This window comes from Bacillus sp. JNUCC-22 (genome assembly GCF_018861275.1).
GTDB lineage: Bacteria > Bacillota > Bacilli > Bacillales > Bacillaceae > Bacillus > Bacillus velezensis.
The window spans coordinates 1,869,852-1,885,887 of record NZ_CP076408.1; the positions used below are offsets into that span (position 1 = coordinate 1,869,852).

Below are 16,036 nucleotides of genomic sequence, written 5' to 3' on the forward strand. Positions count from 1 at the left end.
GAGGCTGTCCTGCCGATAACGGGATGGCCTTTTCGTTCTGCCGCTTGATCTGTTCCTATGATAATATAGGAATTGTTTACAAAAGAAGGGAAGAGGAGGGGCATGAAACAGAAGCCGATATATGTCGAAATCAATATTGCATCTGATATAGAAACGCTTTGGGAATATACGCAAAACCCGCATCTTCATAAGGAATGGGATCTGCGTTTTTCTGACATTACATATCTTCATAGGCTGCCAGATGAACCGCAGAGATTTCTATATGAAACACGAATCGGTTTTGGGCTGAAGGTATCCGGCACGGGCGAATCAATAGGTGACATAAGGTCTCGCTCGTCAGAAAGAGTGTCTTCGCTCGCTTTTGCCTCTGATCATCCGCTGTCACTTATAAAAGAAGGCAGGGGCTACTGGAAGTATATAGAGCGGGATAACGGACAAACCGCATTTTTGACTCAATATCAATATGAAACGGCCCGCGGTCTGCCGGGAAGTTGGATAGACCGTTTTTTATTTCGTCCTCTGCTAAGCTGGGCTACCGCTTGGAGCTTTGATGCGTTGCGGCTTTGGATAGAACAAAACAGACATCCGAAGATATCAGTCCGTTTCGGATTTGTCTATGTCTGTATGTGTCTCGTATTCAGTCTGTATTGGTTTTTTCAAGGCTTTCATGATGGCTGTGCCGATGCAGAGATCGTGAGGGGAGCGCTGGAGACAGGGTTAGGGGTATTATGGCTGTTTCCCATGCGGAGAAAGTGGCTGATTTACGCCGGGCAGTCAGTCTTCTTTTGTGTAACGTCACTGCTATATTCCGGCGGCGGATTCGTGATCTCATTAGGAGTGCTTACGATAGCCGCAATGATTCTTAAGCTCAAGCTGCCGAGCGCCTGGCATACAAAACGAAAGAGAGAAGTGAAATGACGGATTCAATGTATGAAAAAGCGATTACACATTATCAATCACTGCACCCGATGCTGCAGAAACGGTACAGATTTGACGGATCACGCACGTTTTGCGGAGAAGGCGTTATGTCAGAAATAAAGGGAGGTTCTTTTCTTGTCAGAATGCTTTTAAAGACAGGTGTTTTTTTCAGATGTTTTTTCTCAGAGAGGGGAAACGATATCCCTTTCACTATCGAAAACAAAAACAGGCAAAATGGCGTGGAATGGAATCGTACCTTTTTCTTCAAAGGCAAAACGCGTTTTTTTGATGCGGTCATGGAATACGATGAGCGGGAAAACAGAATTCTTGATTACTTCGGAAAACCTCACATCCTACTGTCTGAACTGCATTTAGAAGCGTCTTCAGACGGAGGGCTTGTTATTACATCCGGAAGGCAGTGGCTCCTGATAGGCGGAAAGAAAATCCCGCTTCCGGCATGGCTGTGCGGCAGTTCAACCGTTTATGAGGCTTATGATGAGGAAATGAATTGCTTCAGCATAAAGGTTCATGTGAAAAATCGGATACTCGGCACGCTTTTCTCTTACCGGGGGACTTTCCGGGAAACAGAGGGAGAAACATGCTGAAGCGTCATCTCATGGTAAGCGTGATTTGCTTTTTGGGATTTGCGGCGGCTGAAGCTCCGCATATATCAGCTGCTGAAACGTTTGTTTTATTTTCCGTACTTTTTTTCGTTCCCGCTGTATTCTGCTTTGCTTTTCGGTTAGAGAATGTGTGGTTACGGAGTTATCCTGTTGCCGCTATATGTGCGGCGCTTGCGCTTGTCACAGACTTCAGTTTTTTTGCCTTTGTGTGGCTCATTTATACGCTTGGGCTGGCACTGTATGCTGTCCGGCGGCTGATGAAAACAAATATTCACAGAACAGAAGAGATGTCTGTTATGGCGGGTTTCATTTATTTGGCCGGGGGCGGATTCTGGTTCTTCGCATATGTCCTTGAGATTCCCGTCATGAATTTCGGCCCGCTTATCGTTCTGCTGACGGCGGTGCACTTTCACTATTCCGCTTTCCTCATTCCGATCTTTAACGGATTGCTCGGCAGGATCATACGGGAGAAACGCGAACTTTACCAGTGGAGCACGGTCATTATTTTGATTTCGCCGATCCTTATTGCCTTGGGGATTACATTTTCAAAGACACTTGATGTGATTGCTGTCGCTCTGTATCTGGCGGGTCTGTATGTAAATGCATATCTCGTCTTTACGGGGCCGTTTGTTACGAAAACAGGAAGGGTCTTGATCAGGAGTTCTTCGGCTGTGTTAATGATCACAATTGCTTTTTCTTTGATATATTCGTACGGTGTCTACCGCGAGGAGGCAACGCTCACGATCAGCCAGATGATTTGGATTCACGGGGCCGTCAATGCATTCGGCGTTATCCTGCCGGCTTTGGCGGGGTGGAGGTTGGAAAATCCGAGACCGTTTGCTGAGGGCAGCGAAAGAACGTTCAGCCGTATTTACGGGAAGAGAACGATAGGCAAAGAATTTTTGACTGATATTCATGCAGCAAATGACATCCATTATTCCGGCCTTCTGGATCAGATGAGAGAACTGCATTCTGAAGACTTTTCAACTGAAAAACTGGCGCCGGCCGTTATTTCCTTTTATGAAGAGACAATTGATTATGACATCATGGCAAAAGTGACGTGGAGCAGATGGTTTCGTCCGTTCGCGCGCATGTACGAGCCGTTCAGCAGAAGAGCGGGGCAGATTCACCTGTCCATGAATCCGGATTGGTATATCATGCACAGTGATATTATAGGAGTTGACTCTGACAAAGATGGCAGAACAAACGTCCGTGCGTGGATCAGAACAAATGAAAAGCAGGAAACCGTTTTTACTGCGCTGTATTCAGCGTACAGGTCAAAAGGGGAAGGATACATGAATATCTCTCTTCCGCTGCCGTACGGCCAAATGACGGGCATTTTAAAACCTTATGCGTGTAAGCAGAATCTTGTTTTGACAAGCAGACGGCGAAAAAGCGGAGCGGGTGATGAAGGGATTTATCTGCAGACGAAATGGGGGGCGTGTCATCTTCCGCTGGCAGAGACATTTCTTATTTCAGCCCAGAGCGAAACCAGCCTGAAGGCCGTTCATCATATGTGGCTGTTCGGACTGAAATTTTTAACTGTACATTATCGGATCACTCATGCTTCCGCGGGTAACCGAATGGAAGAAAAAAGATGAAGGGTATCTACGCTTCCGTGTATCGAACTTGGTTCGGAAACAAGGCTTATTGGAATACAAAATAAAGAAAACGATAGCAAAGTGATTTTTTAATTTTTCTTCCGGTGTGGTCAAACTTGAATACAAGACAGCACCGGATTTCTTTTTATGGAGGCTGTCCAATGAAGAAAACAATCTACATATTGTTCATTTTGGTTTTGCTCTCAATGAATATGTCAAGCTATCATTACACTCTTAACAAACAAATCTATTACACTTTATTCTCAAATAAAGAAGCATTGATAATCAATTATACTTCAGAATTTAAAAGTGAGGACTTTGTAAAGAGATTGGTCGCCTTCTCAAAAGAAAACAAAGTGAACATTTCTCAATACAATTTCTTGGATGAAAAGAGCTTAAACATCTATTCTACAAACACTGAAAATGAACCATCAATACATAACGGCAATAAACTTGTGTCAAATTTTCTAAGAGGCCATTCAGAGCAGAAGATGATCGGCAGCATTACTTTTCCACTCTCGACATGGAAAATCAGATATATTGATTTCAATCAAATAAAGAATATAGGCATAGGAAGAAAATTTTATATTTCGTCTAACGATGACAAGGTATTGGAGAAAGCACAAAACCTTTTTGCTGACTATGGTGAAGTAAGTTTTGATGACATCACTGAGAATACTGCTTTTATGTTTAACAAAACTTTGCTTATGCTAGTGTTGCTCTCTATGCTGATTTTGTTTATTGGTGTCCTTTATTTTGTAATTAAAAATCGCAAACGGCTTCTGCTGCAAAAGTTATGGGGGTATTCCAAGGTTAAAACACTGCTTTCTTACCCAGCAATGTTTTTAAAACCTCTAATTATAATCATATTTTGCGGCGCAATTATTGTGGCTTTACTAGCTTTTTCTTTCAATTTAAATGACTGGTTGGCTGCATATCTTAGGATTTACATTAGAAACGCGGTGATTGGTGCGCTTATCATGATGGTATACACCGTCATTGTTACTTTAATCTTGTATAACAACAGCGACATTAGTGGCTCGATCAAAGGCAGCACACCGATCAAAAAATTCCAATGGTTATCTGTAGGCTTTAAAATTATTGTCACGATATTGCTTTTCAATATTGTTGCGTTTTCACTTTCTAACGTATTTGATCTCAAACAGCAGCTTGATAATCAATCGTATTGGAAAAAGACACAAAACACTTATAAGACAAGCTTTGCATATACCGGGATAGACTATAGTGATTTAAAATTAGACAGGGAGAAAAATGTTAAAGTACGAGCGTTGTATCATCAATTAGAGAAGCATAAAAATGCGTTCGTCATTGATGCACATAACTATGCTGTACTAAGGAAAGATGGAAAAAAACCTGTTTATTTTTACACCTTAAATACGACAAAGAAAAATGAAATTTACTCTCCTTCTGGACGAAGCATTACAATCAGCCCTAATTATTTAAAGGTGAATCCCATTATCGGCGCTAATGGGGAAGCCATAAGCCAAAAGCAATTAAGGGTTGATTCAAATACATTGAACCTGCTTGTCCCACAAAAGTATGAAAAATATAAAGAAAAAATAATAGCTGCATACAGGGATCACTTTTTCTTTGACAAAGTTGAATTAGATAATATGTATAACAAGGAGATGAATCAACCTTTAAACACCCTCAAAAAAGATGAATTGAAAATCAACATCATTTATACTAAAAATAGGCAGGAGTATTTCACCTTTAATAGTGAGTTTGGGGATGCCGGCAATAAAAATAACATTGTTGATCCAATAGCTGAAATTTTCACGGACAACGTTGATCCATCTGTTATAGGGGCTTACTCAACCTCATGTTTATTCTTTTCAGATTCATCAAAAGGCATGGCGTATGACCGCATAGTTCCTTATTTGGAGAAGACCAATACGAGAGATCTAATTGATTCATCAATCTCAGTTTATCAAGAACTAAGCGACGGTATAGCAAGAATTCAGAATCAATTCTTGCAGAATTTAATTGAACTAACAATAACAGTTATCCTCTCCATAGCCTTTCTTGTTGCTTATATTTGGTCGTATTACAGCGCAAATGCATATCGGCTGTACCTTAAAGAGCTTTTTGGATATTCATATTGGGTCAGAAATAAAAATTTAATCATCTTTTCTCTTTTAACCAATTGCCTTATAGGTTTAGGATGCAGTATTTATTACAAAATCTTCGAATTAACAATTTTCATCGCGCTGTTTATTGTAATCGAGCTGCTTATTCTTTATTTCCTGAGTGTCTATTTAAACAAGAAAAACATGCATAAGATCTTAAAAGGAGATAGAATATGATTACACTCAACAACATATCAAAGATGTTTGATGAAAAACCTGTTCTTTCGAATTTCTCTCTTCAGATAAAAGAAAATGAATTTGTTTCAATTGTTGGTAAGAGCGGTTCAGGGAAGACTACCCTGCTAAATATCATAGGTCTTCTTGATACTCCACACTCAGGAAATGTTGAAATTTTAGGCTTTCGAAATCCTAAACCTACAGAGGTGATGAAACTAAGGAGAGAAAACTTAGGGTATATCTTTCAAAATTACGTGCTTATGGACAATGAAACAGTATTAACAAATTTACAGCTTTCGACGGCTTATGCAAAAGACTTTAAGAAAGAAAAGTTGACAGAAGCTTTAGAAATGGTTGGCCTGGATAAAAGCTTTTTAAAGAAAAAGGTTTATCAACTGAGTGGCGGAGAGCAGCAGCGTGTAGCTCTCGCAAGGATTATTTTGAAACCTTGTGATATTATCATGGCTGATGAACCGACAGGAAACTTAGACGAGCATAATAAAAACATTATTTTGTCTTTATTTCATCAGTTAAAAGGCATGGGGAAAACGATTATTTGTGTTACTCATGATCAAGAAATCGCCAATGGTTCGGATAGAGTGATCAATCTTTCATAAGGAGAGGTTTAAATTGAAACACATTGCTTTTGCATTATCGGCAAGCATCCTGGTCATTATTGCCGGAGTGGTACACAGAATCATTTTTAGAGTGTTTGGCTTCCCATTTGATCAGGCTATCTTCTTTTGGGGCGGATTCGTTGTTGTTTATTTTGTGTTAGCTCTGCTTTCTTCTTTACTTTTTAGGAATTTAGGTTCAAACAGCAGAAACTACGAAGCTTAATAAAGTCTTAATGCATCCTCACCAAGCAGTCAAGAAGGTGACATGTTGTCTAGAAGAAAAGACCGGCCCAGCACGCCGGTTTTTTTTATGTAAGCACATTTGCAAAGAGGATCGCTATCAGAAGCCCTCCGAAAAGTCTCAGAATTCAAGAATGGAAAAGAATTTACATAATTTTGTATTTTTTCCGAAAGTAATACTCTCATCTGCAAAATATGACAAATTTCCCTCTTGCAAGGTGATAAAATCAGATTGCCTGCTAAGTGAGTAAGCAGCAGGCAACAAATCAAAAGGGGGCAATAAAAATGTTAAAAAGTAAATTCAAGAAGATAGCAGGAGCTACAGCACTGGTGGGGCCTTGCTAGTATCTGGAGTACAAGCAAGCAGCTGAGGCAGCAACTAAACCAGGAAATTTAATCCCAATTCGAAACAAACAATTTGATGATAAGGTTGAAGAATACAGATGGCTTGGTGTTGGTAATGATACTGTAAGAATTTTCTTTAGAGACAGTGAAGGAAAATATTATTGGGAAGATTTTGAGTGTGTAACTACAGAAGGCGGAGTTTGTTATGTATATGAATGAAGATGTCTTATTCATAATATATACTGAAGATAAATCGTAATATGTCCTATTTTTCTTATTCTGTCTCACCAACTAAGTATACTTAAGATAACGAGACAGAATTTTCATCAAAAGATTTAACTTCCTAGAATATATATTATGTAAACTAGAAATTGTGAAGAGAATATAAAAGTGGATCCATATTCTAAGAACATCCCCTTTTTGTAAGGTAATATTAAAAAACCTCTACGTCCTTAATAAATTAAATTGGTCATAAAGGTTTTTCAGTTTGAGTATTTTAATCGGTTATGTCACTTGTTGCTGGTCTTCTTGATCAAGTCCACGCCATCGTATGCCAGACTTTCCACATTTGCAGCCTTCTGCAGTATGTAATGATCAAAAAAGTTCTTCGTATAGTCTGTAACAAGATTTCGCATCTCCATGGCATCCCGTTCGCCTCTAAGTTCCTCATTCACACTGGTAAACACGATGTCGCAGTAATCTAAATGCGCAGCACGATCAACAGAGAAATAATAGGTATCCATGCTATTGTTAGCGCCAATGATCGCATTCATGTTATAGTTCGGTTCAGAAAACAGCAGCAAAAAGGGTTTCTTAAGGTCGCTGCCCTGAAGGCCGAACGCTCCGCTATCCAAGCCAATCCCGCAGATGAACCGTTCGTCGTCCCGGCAAACAATCGCCGTCGTAGGCCCTCCATAAGAATGTCCGACTATGCCCATGCCGATATCAAGCAACAATCTGCCCTTAAAGATGGAATTCAGCTCTCCAGAATCCAATTTGACAAGATAATCGGCTACATACCTTACATCTTCTGCCTGTAATTCACTATACTCTGTTAACTTGTCAAGTATCGGCAGTGTAAGCACGTTTTGGCACATCTCAATGGCAGTTTCATCGTCGGGCCGTATCTCCATCTTACCAGCCAAAGCCAGCATCTCCGGATCTTCAGAAAACGCCATAATGACATCCGAAAAATCCTTTGATACATTAAACAGGCGCCCATCTTTACGCTTATACATCGTGCTATTTTGATGGCCGATGCTTACTACAACATATCCCATGCTTGCCAAGTCTGTACAGATCACTGTACCCCATTCTGGAGAACCGCCCCCGCCGCAAACATAGAATAACACCGGATAGCGTTTTTCCTTCCCGGAGAGAGCAAGGTCGTCGTAACATTGGGTCTTGATATCTATAGAGTAAGCATCCTTCAACGCAGTGAGAAGCGGCTGCTCATCAAGCATTTCGCAGACTTCAGGAAACATGTACGCTGATGTAGTCTTCCCTTCGCTGCTGTCGGACGGATAGTACACAAACGCCGTCAGTTCTCTTTTTGTATGATCTGATGCCGTGTACTCAAAATCCATCTGGGTTCGGCCGACAGTATAGCCGCCAATTGGCTCTGGAAATGCGTCATACTTTTTCATTCTCTTGTTCCCCCTTACGTAATAAAAGTGGCGGATGTGAAATACACACATTGCGCTATAAACGCTTTTCAAAACTGTGAAACAATTACATCATATGTTCAGTGAATCATATCTACTCCTTGGCTTTCTTGAGATTGCTAACAACATTTGTACAGGCCCATATACTGTTTCAGAGTTTCATCCGCCACGTAAACCTCCTTGTATTGCTGTTTAAGATGATAAAAGCGGACATCGTTGCTGATGTCCGCCTAAAGCTTAACTAATTGGGTTCTGTTCCCCAAATCAGTTTTCCTTGATGATATAATGTGATTTTTTTCGTTGTTTTAAACGTATTTGATTGGAAAAAGGAATAATCGCCGCTTTGTGCATAATTGCTCCAGTCATCATTGTGAAGACGAAGCTGAATATTCCCTGTGCTTGCTCCCGGTGACAGCGTTCCTGTTTTAAACCCCAGTTCCAGATAGGTATCTGCACCTTGCTTAGGTTTATGCAGCGTCACAAACTTGTGGGTCAGATTGCCGCATCCCATCTGCGCGTAGTCACAGTCAAAGTTTTGGCCTTTGTTTTTCACGTTATACCAGTAACGGGCAGTGACATCTTTTAAATCAACCGTCGCATTGCCGTTATTTTTTATGTGAAGCTGCGGGCGGATTTGATTGCTGTTCACACGCCCATCCCCTGCTTTGTATTGTACAGAAACGCCTTTTTCCTGTGTGGGGTTATCTTGTGCTGGCGTTTCAGGGACGTCCTTCGTCGAATCTTTAGTGCCGCGAATGTTTTCTCTTACGAATGTTCCTGAAGCAGTTAAATCTGTAAGCGGCCAGCCGCCTGTTTTAGATGCTCCAGGCTTTAACGCTGAGGATGATTCCTGCTTATCAGAAAGATTCCAGTTCACCCAGCTGATTTTCTTGCTGTCGAGATAATTCAGCCATTCCCGCGACTGGTCAAGGAATACACCGCCATTTCCAGACGCGTCGCTTGTTCCCCATTCCGTCACGAAAATAGGCGCTCCTTTACTGAGTGCATAGTTTGCTTTATCCCGTAAAGATTGGCCGTGTGTGCCGGCATAAAAATGAAGCGCGTACATGACGTTTGCATCTTTTAGCTGGTCATCGGCAGCATCATTCACATCCTGGCTCCATGTACCGGTTCCGACAATGATGGGATTGTCGGGGTCATTTTTGCGGATAACGGAAATCACTTCTTCCGCATACGGTTTAATATCACGCTTCCAGTTCACGTCACCGTTTGGTTCATTTGCAATTTCATAAATGACGTTTGGCGTGTTTCCGTAAAGACTTGACATCTCCTTGAAAAATTCTTTTGCCTTCTCTTTATTTTGGTTTGGGTTGCCGTCATTTAAGATATGCCAGTCAATGATGACATATATCCCAAGTTCTTTTGCCGTTTCAACTGCTTCTTTCACTTTATTTTTCACGGACGGGTTGTCAATATAACCGCCGTCTGCCGTATACATTGCCGCGCGGAAAACGGTGATGCCCCAATCGTCTCTCAGCCATTTTAAGCTGTCTTTATTGACGAAATCGCCATACCATTGCAATCCATGTGAACTGATCCCTTTCAGTTGTACCGCTTTGCCGTCTCGATTTACAAGTTGTGTACCTTTTATGCTAAGCTGACCATTCTTGGCTACTGGCGTTTTTGTCCCTGCTGCTGATGCCGGTGAAGCCGGCAAGCCGCTCATTGTCAATACCGTAATCAATAAACACGTAATAAAAATAGAAATTGACCGTTTCATATCTGATCTTTTCCTCCTTCGCATCATTTTGGCTCTTTCTTATGAGCTCGAACTCATTGTAAAAATCTTTCTTATGATTGTCTATCAACCTAATTTCTTGTTTTTGGGAGGTGTAAAAGCCTGTCAATTTGCTCTATCTCTATTGAATAAGACACACCTGACACATATAGTACAAAGAAAACCGGACTGAATCGGGACTTTACACGTCATTTTTCAATCGAATCGAAAAATTAAATTTATTTCCAACGTAGACACGCTGAATGTGATGAGTCTCAATATGGCATTGTATCTTATGATTGCTGTAAGAGGACGATCCCTTATCTGTACTGGTTAATTTAAGGTTGATGTAAGGTTCGGATTAATACGGGTTAAGGTTGGAGTTGTACAATAAGATTGTACTTCAGTGAGGGATTCAGCCAGAAGAATTCCCCCTTCAATAAATCATAGAGGTGAAAAGGTTTGAGAGAAAATAAAATTTTGTCTTCATTATGTTACTTCAGTATATTTTTTGCGCCGTTTCTGTTTCCGATTATCGTCTATTTCTTAGGTCAGGACGATGTGAAATATCATGCGAAAAAATCTTTATGGACGCATCTGATTCCTTATTTGATTTTTGTAATTGGCATCATCGCTTCAGGTTTACTTGGTATGAATGACATCAGGCACGCCGGGCCTTTCCTGCTTGCGACGTATGCTGTTACATTCCTTGTGGCGATCTACTTTTTCATTTGGAACATTGTCAAAGGAATCAAAGTGTTTTCGGAACAATAGGAAAAAAAGGTTCTGTTGATCAATAACAGAACCTTTTTTTGTATAGCCATTATGATAATTGTATATCTATCGTTGTCCCTTCTCCCGCGGTGCTTTGAATGGTGATGTCCCCTCCGTGCTTTTGGATAATATCCTTTGCTATGGCCATTCCAAGACCAGAGCCTGCATGCGTCGTTCCTGTATTTGTGCCCCTGTAATAGCGATCAAACACTTTTTCCAGCTCCTCTTCTTCTATCCCTTTGCCGTTGTCCTTAATTGTCACATGAGTTCGTTCTTTTTGTTCAAGCTGTACAACGATCTTCACATCAGGATCATTGTGAACGAGGGCATTTAAAATGAGATTCGTGACCGCTCTCCGAATCAATATCGCATCAAGGTTCAGCATCAGCTTTTCCAGGTTCGTTTGAAGTTCAATGGATTTATCCGCATATCTAGAATCGTTTAACATATCAATTAACGTTTCCCGCAGCAGCGATACTAGGTTTACCCGCTCTGTATGTAACATCACATCGTTGTTTTTCAGCCTTGTCGTTAAATTTAAATCTTCCATCACATCTTTCATATAGAGGGATTTACTCTCAATGATCTGGGCGTACTCTCTGATCTGTTCGACTGTGAGATGGTAATTTGGATCTTGGATGATTTCTGCATAGCCTTGAATAGATGCTAATGGTGTTTTAATGTCATGAGAAATATGACTGATCCACTCTTCACGCATTTGCTCTAATTTATCTTTTTCTTTTTTGCTTGAAGATAGTTGTTCCGATAAATGATTGACATTATAGAAGACATCTTTATAAATGCCTTTGGATTTCATTTTGATCGTATAATCTCCATTAGCTAACCGCTGGATTCCTTGAATGACACGGCCGAGCGGTTTTGTGAGCTGCCGGCTGAATAGATAGCCAATGAGTAACGCGATCAATGCATCTATTGATAATAATATGATGGTCCCTGCATTGAACTTCGTCACAAATTCCTTGGTATCATATGAGAGGACATACTTTCCGAGAGAGGGATTTTTAAACCCTATAAAGTAACTGTACTCCTTGCCGTTTACTTTTTTTCCGCCGGCGTAAATGGTTGATAATAATCGTTCATCCTTATATTTATGTAAATTTACAATTTCAATAGGCGTATATTTTTTCTTCAGTCCTTTAGGTTCTCTATCATGATAAACATCCTGTCCGTTTTCATCTAATATTTGAATCCATGCATTCTGCTCTTTTAAAGCTTTTTGGCCCTCTTTGTTTACTGTGATACCATTGTCCGATAACGTGACATATTGTCGGAATGATCTTGTGAAAGTTTCCGGTGTACTTTCTTCGTCATGTTGGCTGTTCGCCTGGAAAACGAGCCAAAACATAAAAATAAATAAATTAATGAAGACTGTAATGATAGTCACGATAATGACAGAGACCATATACCTGCCTGTTAATCGCCAATTCATCCTTACGCATCCTTTACAGCAAATTTGTAGCCTAACCCTTTCACAGTGACGAGAAAGTCTGGTTTTGATGGGGTGTTTTCTATTTTCTCACGGAGCCTGCGTATATGAACCATCACCGTGTTGTCAGAACCGAAGAAATCTTCTCCCCATACAGCTTGATAGAGTGTTTCTTTACTGATCACCCGATTGGGATGCTGCAGAAAATAGGTCATAAGCATAAGTTCTTTAGGTGTTAACTCAATAGCCGCTCCATTTTTGGTGAGCTCGGCTTGTTGTTGGTTTAATTCAAATGGTCCTTTTTTTATCACGGTTCCGGTTTGGGAAGGCTGTAAGTAAGAGACCCGTCTCAGCTGCGCTTTGACTCGATATGCAACTTCCTTAGGGCTGAAGGGTTTTGTAATGTAGTCGTCTCCGCCGATGGCAAGTCCGACAATTTTATCCGTTTCCTCCCCCTTTGCAGACAAAAAGATAATAGGAACGTGTGAAATGTCTCTTATTTGCTTGCAGATATCATAGCCTTCACCGTCTGGCAGCATGATATCCAATATCACAAGATCGGGATTTTCTTGATGAAATTGAGCCAATCCGTCACGGGCAGTTGAAGTGGTCACTACGCGATCAATGCCTTCTCTTATTAATACGGTTTTGATCAGTTCCAAAATTTCTTTTTCGTCGTCTATGATTAATACTTTGCTGTGAAGCCGTGACATATATTGATCACTCCTTGAAGTCATTGTCATTATTATACCCAATGTCTGTGTATCGTTAAAAAAATCAACACTTCTATCCCACAGAAAATAAGCCAATTTTCTTTTTCAAGTAAGAAAATTGGCTTATTGCGATGCTGATGCCTTTAACGCTTTACAACAAATGTTGTCACGCTTTGAGTCGGAAGATGGGCCCAAAAATGATTGTCCGTTACTTTGAGATCGGTTCCAGGCTGAAGATTGCTGCTGCTGCTCGTGACCCATCTGGATACTTGCGAAGCAGTTCCATTCTGCAACACAAAGTTTTGGTTGACCCCTGTGTTATTTTTATTAATGGCAACAATCACGACTTTATTGTCTCCTTTATAGGCTGATACGTAAACATTCGGTTCAGGATTTTTCGTTGCATCAATCCTTACATAGCCAGGGCGCACAAATTTTGAGAAATGAGCCATATTGTATCCGCGTTTGCTGATCATCCCATCTTCTTTCATAGGGCCGTATGATCTGCGGATGTACCACCACACATAAGCTTGAAAATCTCCCTCTACCATTGAATGGTGAATATGCTCTGAAACACCTAAAGCCTCAGGCCAGCGATCCGCTGAATTGTTGTCACTATTCGGATAGTATACCTCCGTCATCCATAGCTCTTTCCCCCCTCCTTTTTGTTTGAAAAGAGGATAAGGAAACTGACTGACCTGAGTGCCGTACAGGTGGGTTCCGAGGATATCCATATTCCTGAGCGCCTGCGGATCGTTCAAAATGGGGTCCGATATATTTTTCAGGTATTGAAATGATTCCGGCGCAATCACGCGGGCATTAATGGAACCGGCATTCTCTCTCATGAAACGCAGGATTTCTTGGGGCGTCCACCATGTCCATTCGTGAGCGTAATCAGGCTCGTTTTGCATAGAAATCGCATACAGATTCACACCATTACTCTTCATGAAATTAACGAAATCGTTAAGATGCTGCGCGTATGCGGCGTACTTATCGTATCTCAGCCGCTTAGCTGATGTGTCACCATTATGGTTGAAAGTCTCAACCATATCGTTTGGCGGATTCCAAGGGGAAGCAAAAACGATTGCTCCATGTTTGATCGCACTCTTTGCAGTCTCCACTTCCTTGTACCAATTGTTTCTATTTTCATCTACATGAATTCTTAAGACCGAAAAACCTAACTGATTCTGTCCATTGCCAAAAGCGGTCTCCCGTTGGGCTGCAGTCAAGTCTCCAATCCAAGCCGGGTGGTTCATTCCTCCAAAACCGCGAATCACTTGTCTATCTGCAGATATATTAACTGTTGCATCACTCGCTGCTGAAACTTCAGTAACTCCCGGTCCTAAGAGCATGACGGACATCATTGTGAAACATACCAATAATACACAAATTGATTTTTTTACGCTCGACATCATTTTTTCCTCTCTTTCATATGTCTTTTATGGACTTAGAAAACGTACCTTTGCTTATCTTTGTGTAAACTGCCAGTAATCAACGTTAAACAAGTTTCCTGTACCAGTCCCCGTAAATACAAAGAATACGTTGTGAACACCGGTTGCGCCGCTTATCGCAGTTTCTATTTCTCTCCAGGATTGCGTTCCGCCTGTGGAAGGGACATTCAAGGTTCCGACAAGCTTACCGTTTGCACTGTCTAGCCGCACTTCTATTTTCCCGCCAAGAGCGGACGCTACATTTGCTTTAAACGTCCTGGCGCCGCCTGAGCCGAAGTCTGCATTTCCAACAGCAATCCAGTCTCCGTTATGAATGTTTGTGACATGTTGATTATTGACCGGCCCGCCGGGTGCTGAGGATGCCTCTGTCAAAATCCGTCCGTTCCAGGCAAACGTTTCCGCTTCTACCCGGTTATATGGATTCAAGTTGGATAGCTGTTTGACACCTGCAAAATTTGCCGCTACCTCTTGCAGGGAGCCATCTGGATTATGCACAAGCTTATTAATATGGGGAGAACGGTATCCTTTGCCGGCCCCGTAAAGAGCGGAGCTGACAGTTTGAGTATGATACACCACATACCACTCGTTTTTAAAATTGAAAACAGCATGGTGATTGTTCCCGCCGCCTCCGAAAAATGCTCCCGGATTTTTCAGAAAGTGCCCTCTATACGAAAAGAAACCCATGGGACTTGAGCTGGTCATATAGCCGATCTCACCTGGAGGTTTATCGGCGGGGTGCGCGCCCCCGAAATTGATACAATAGGAATAGTAATATTTTCCGTTATACTTATGCATCCCTGAGTCTTCAAACATAAATGGAGCATCAATGGTCGATGCACTTCCAGCAACACTGGTCATATCAGGACCTAATTTCATGACTCTTGCTGTTTTAGGATTGGCCCATTGCCCCTGCGTTGGATTTGAACCGCCCGGAACGCCTCCGCCGGCATATAGGTAACCGGTACCGTCATCATCTACGAATACTGCCGGATCAAAAAGCCATACAACACCGGACATTCCTGGCGTATTTGGCGTTACCAGCGCTTTTCCGATCGGATCTGTCCATGGGCCGGTCGGGCTGTCTGCGGTGAGAACCCCGATACCTCCGCCGCCGTTTGCGAAATAAAGGAAAAATTTATCCTTACCATTGATCTTTTTCACCGCGGCTGACGGGGCCCATGATGCTCCTGCCCATTTGGCAATCCCCCGGCCGCCATTCGCCCCATTGGCACCCGCTGCGGGAATCGCTCCGTGATCTGTCCAGTTCACCATATCCGCTGAAGATATGACGGATATTTTATTCAAATTGGCAAATGAATTATCCTTAATCGTTCCGTCGCTATTATATTCATAGTCATCGCTTGACATATAGATGTAGACTCTTCCGTTATAGGTCAGCGCAAACGGATCTGCTCCCAAATGATGGTCTATAAGCGGATTTGAATTCCCAACATGTTTTGCAATTGGAGTGCTGGCAGCATACGCAGACTTCCCAGTGAAGCAACTCAATAATAAAGCAAGGACCCATAGGCATACGCAACATTTTTTACACATAACTTAACGCTCCTCCTTTTTGTT

General features: G+C 41.6%; 13 protein-coding genes. 7 read left to right on the forward strand and 6 right to left on the reverse strand.

The annotated features are described in order from the left end of the window. The first annotated feature begins 102 nt into the window (after positions 1-102). The 6 genes from JNUCC22_RS09150 (at position 103) to JNUCC22_RS09175 (ending at position 6,309) form a co-directional block, all read left to right on the forward strand. On the forward strand, positions 103-918 hold the full coding sequence (locus tag JNUCC22_RS09150) for a hypothetical protein (protein ID WP_216062288.1): 816 nt from the start codon (positions 103-105) through the stop codon (positions 916-918). Beyond that, positions 915-1,523: a DUF4166 domain-containing protein gene (locus JNUCC22_RS09155; RefSeq protein ID WP_043867165.1), complete on the forward strand. Its 609-nt coding sequence runs from the start codon at positions 915-917 to the stop codon at positions 1,521-1,523. Before JNUCC22_RS09150 ends, JNUCC22_RS09155 begins: the two co-directional genes overlap by 4 nt. Beyond that, on the forward strand, positions 1,517-3,142 hold the full coding sequence (locus JNUCC22_RS09160; RefSeq protein ID WP_216062289.1) for a YndJ family protein: 1,626 nt from the start codon (positions 1,517-1,519) through the stop codon (positions 3,140-3,142). Before JNUCC22_RS09155 ends, JNUCC22_RS09160 begins: the two co-directional genes overlap by 7 nt. A 161-nt stretch (positions 3,143-3,303) precedes the next feature. Further along, a complete protein-coding gene (locus JNUCC22_RS09165) occupies positions 3,304-5,469 on the forward strand; it encodes a DUF1430 domain-containing protein (RefSeq protein WP_216062290.1) in 2,166 nt (721 codons plus the stop codon). Further along, positions 5,466-6,086 (forward strand): ATP-binding cassette domain-containing protein, encoded by a 621-nt coding sequence (locus JNUCC22_RS09170; RefSeq protein WP_216062291.1) that lies wholly within the window; start codon positions 5,466-5,468, stop codon positions 6,084-6,086. Before JNUCC22_RS09165 ends, JNUCC22_RS09170 begins: the two co-directional genes overlap by 4 nt. Before the next feature lie 13 nt (positions 6,087-6,099). Further along, positions 6,100-6,309 carry a bacteriocin-like WGxF protein gene (locus JNUCC22_RS09175; protein ID WP_032858823.1) on the forward strand — a complete coding sequence of 70 codons (210 nt, stop codon included), beginning with the start codon at positions 6,100-6,102 and terminating at the stop codon, positions 6,307-6,309. An 871-nt stretch (positions 6,310-7,180) separates the two neighbouring features. Here JNUCC22_RS09175 and JNUCC22_RS09180 read toward each other — a convergent pair. Beyond that, on the reverse strand, positions 7,181-8,317 hold the full coding sequence (locus tag JNUCC22_RS09180; protein ID WP_053104443.1) for an alpha/beta hydrolase: 1,137 nt from the start codon (positions 8,315-8,317) through the stop codon (positions 7,181-7,183). Positions 8,318-8,576: 259 nt separating this feature from the next. Next, on the reverse strand, positions 8,577-10,076 hold the full coding sequence (locus tag JNUCC22_RS09185) for a cellulase family glycosylhydrolase (protein ID WP_216062292.1): 1,500 nt from the start codon (positions 10,074-10,076) through the stop codon (positions 8,577-8,579). Positions 10,077-10,535: 459 nt separating this feature from the next. Between JNUCC22_RS09185 and JNUCC22_RS09190 the strand changes: the two genes are divergently transcribed. Then, complete coding sequence (locus tag JNUCC22_RS09190) at positions 10,536-10,847, forward strand: magnetosome magnetite crystal formation protein family (RefSeq protein ID WP_014418041.1); 312 nt, start codon at positions 10,536-10,538, stop codon at positions 10,845-10,847. Between the two features lie 49 nt (positions 10,848-10,896). Here the strand turns inward: JNUCC22_RS09190 and JNUCC22_RS09195 are convergent, their stop codons facing one another. From JNUCC22_RS09195 to JNUCC22_RS09210, 4 genes are all read right to left on the reverse strand, one after another. Continuing rightward, positions 10,897-12,297, reverse strand: a complete 1,401-nt coding sequence (locus JNUCC22_RS09195; RefSeq protein WP_216062293.1) for a sensor histidine kinase — start codon at positions 12,295-12,297, stop codon at positions 10,897-10,899. 2 nt (positions 12,298-12,299) lie between these two features. Continuing rightward, positions 12,300-13,007, reverse strand: a complete 708-nt coding sequence (locus tag JNUCC22_RS09200) for a response regulator transcription factor (protein WP_216062294.1) — start codon at positions 13,005-13,007, stop codon at positions 12,300-12,302. Positions 13,008-13,150: 143 nt separating this feature from the next. After that, on the reverse strand, positions 13,151-14,422 hold the full coding sequence (locus tag JNUCC22_RS09205) for a glucuronoarabinoxylan endo-1,4-beta-xylanase XynC (RefSeq protein ID WP_216062295.1): 1,272 nt from the start codon (positions 14,420-14,422) through the stop codon (positions 13,151-13,153). A 51-nt stretch (positions 14,423-14,473) separates the two neighbouring features. Then, on the reverse strand, positions 14,474-16,012 hold the full coding sequence (locus JNUCC22_RS09210) for a glycoside hydrolase family 43 protein (RefSeq protein ID WP_082998086.1): 1,539 nt from the start codon (positions 16,010-16,012) through the stop codon (positions 14,474-14,476). Between the last annotated feature and the right edge of the window lie 24 nt (positions 16,013-16,036).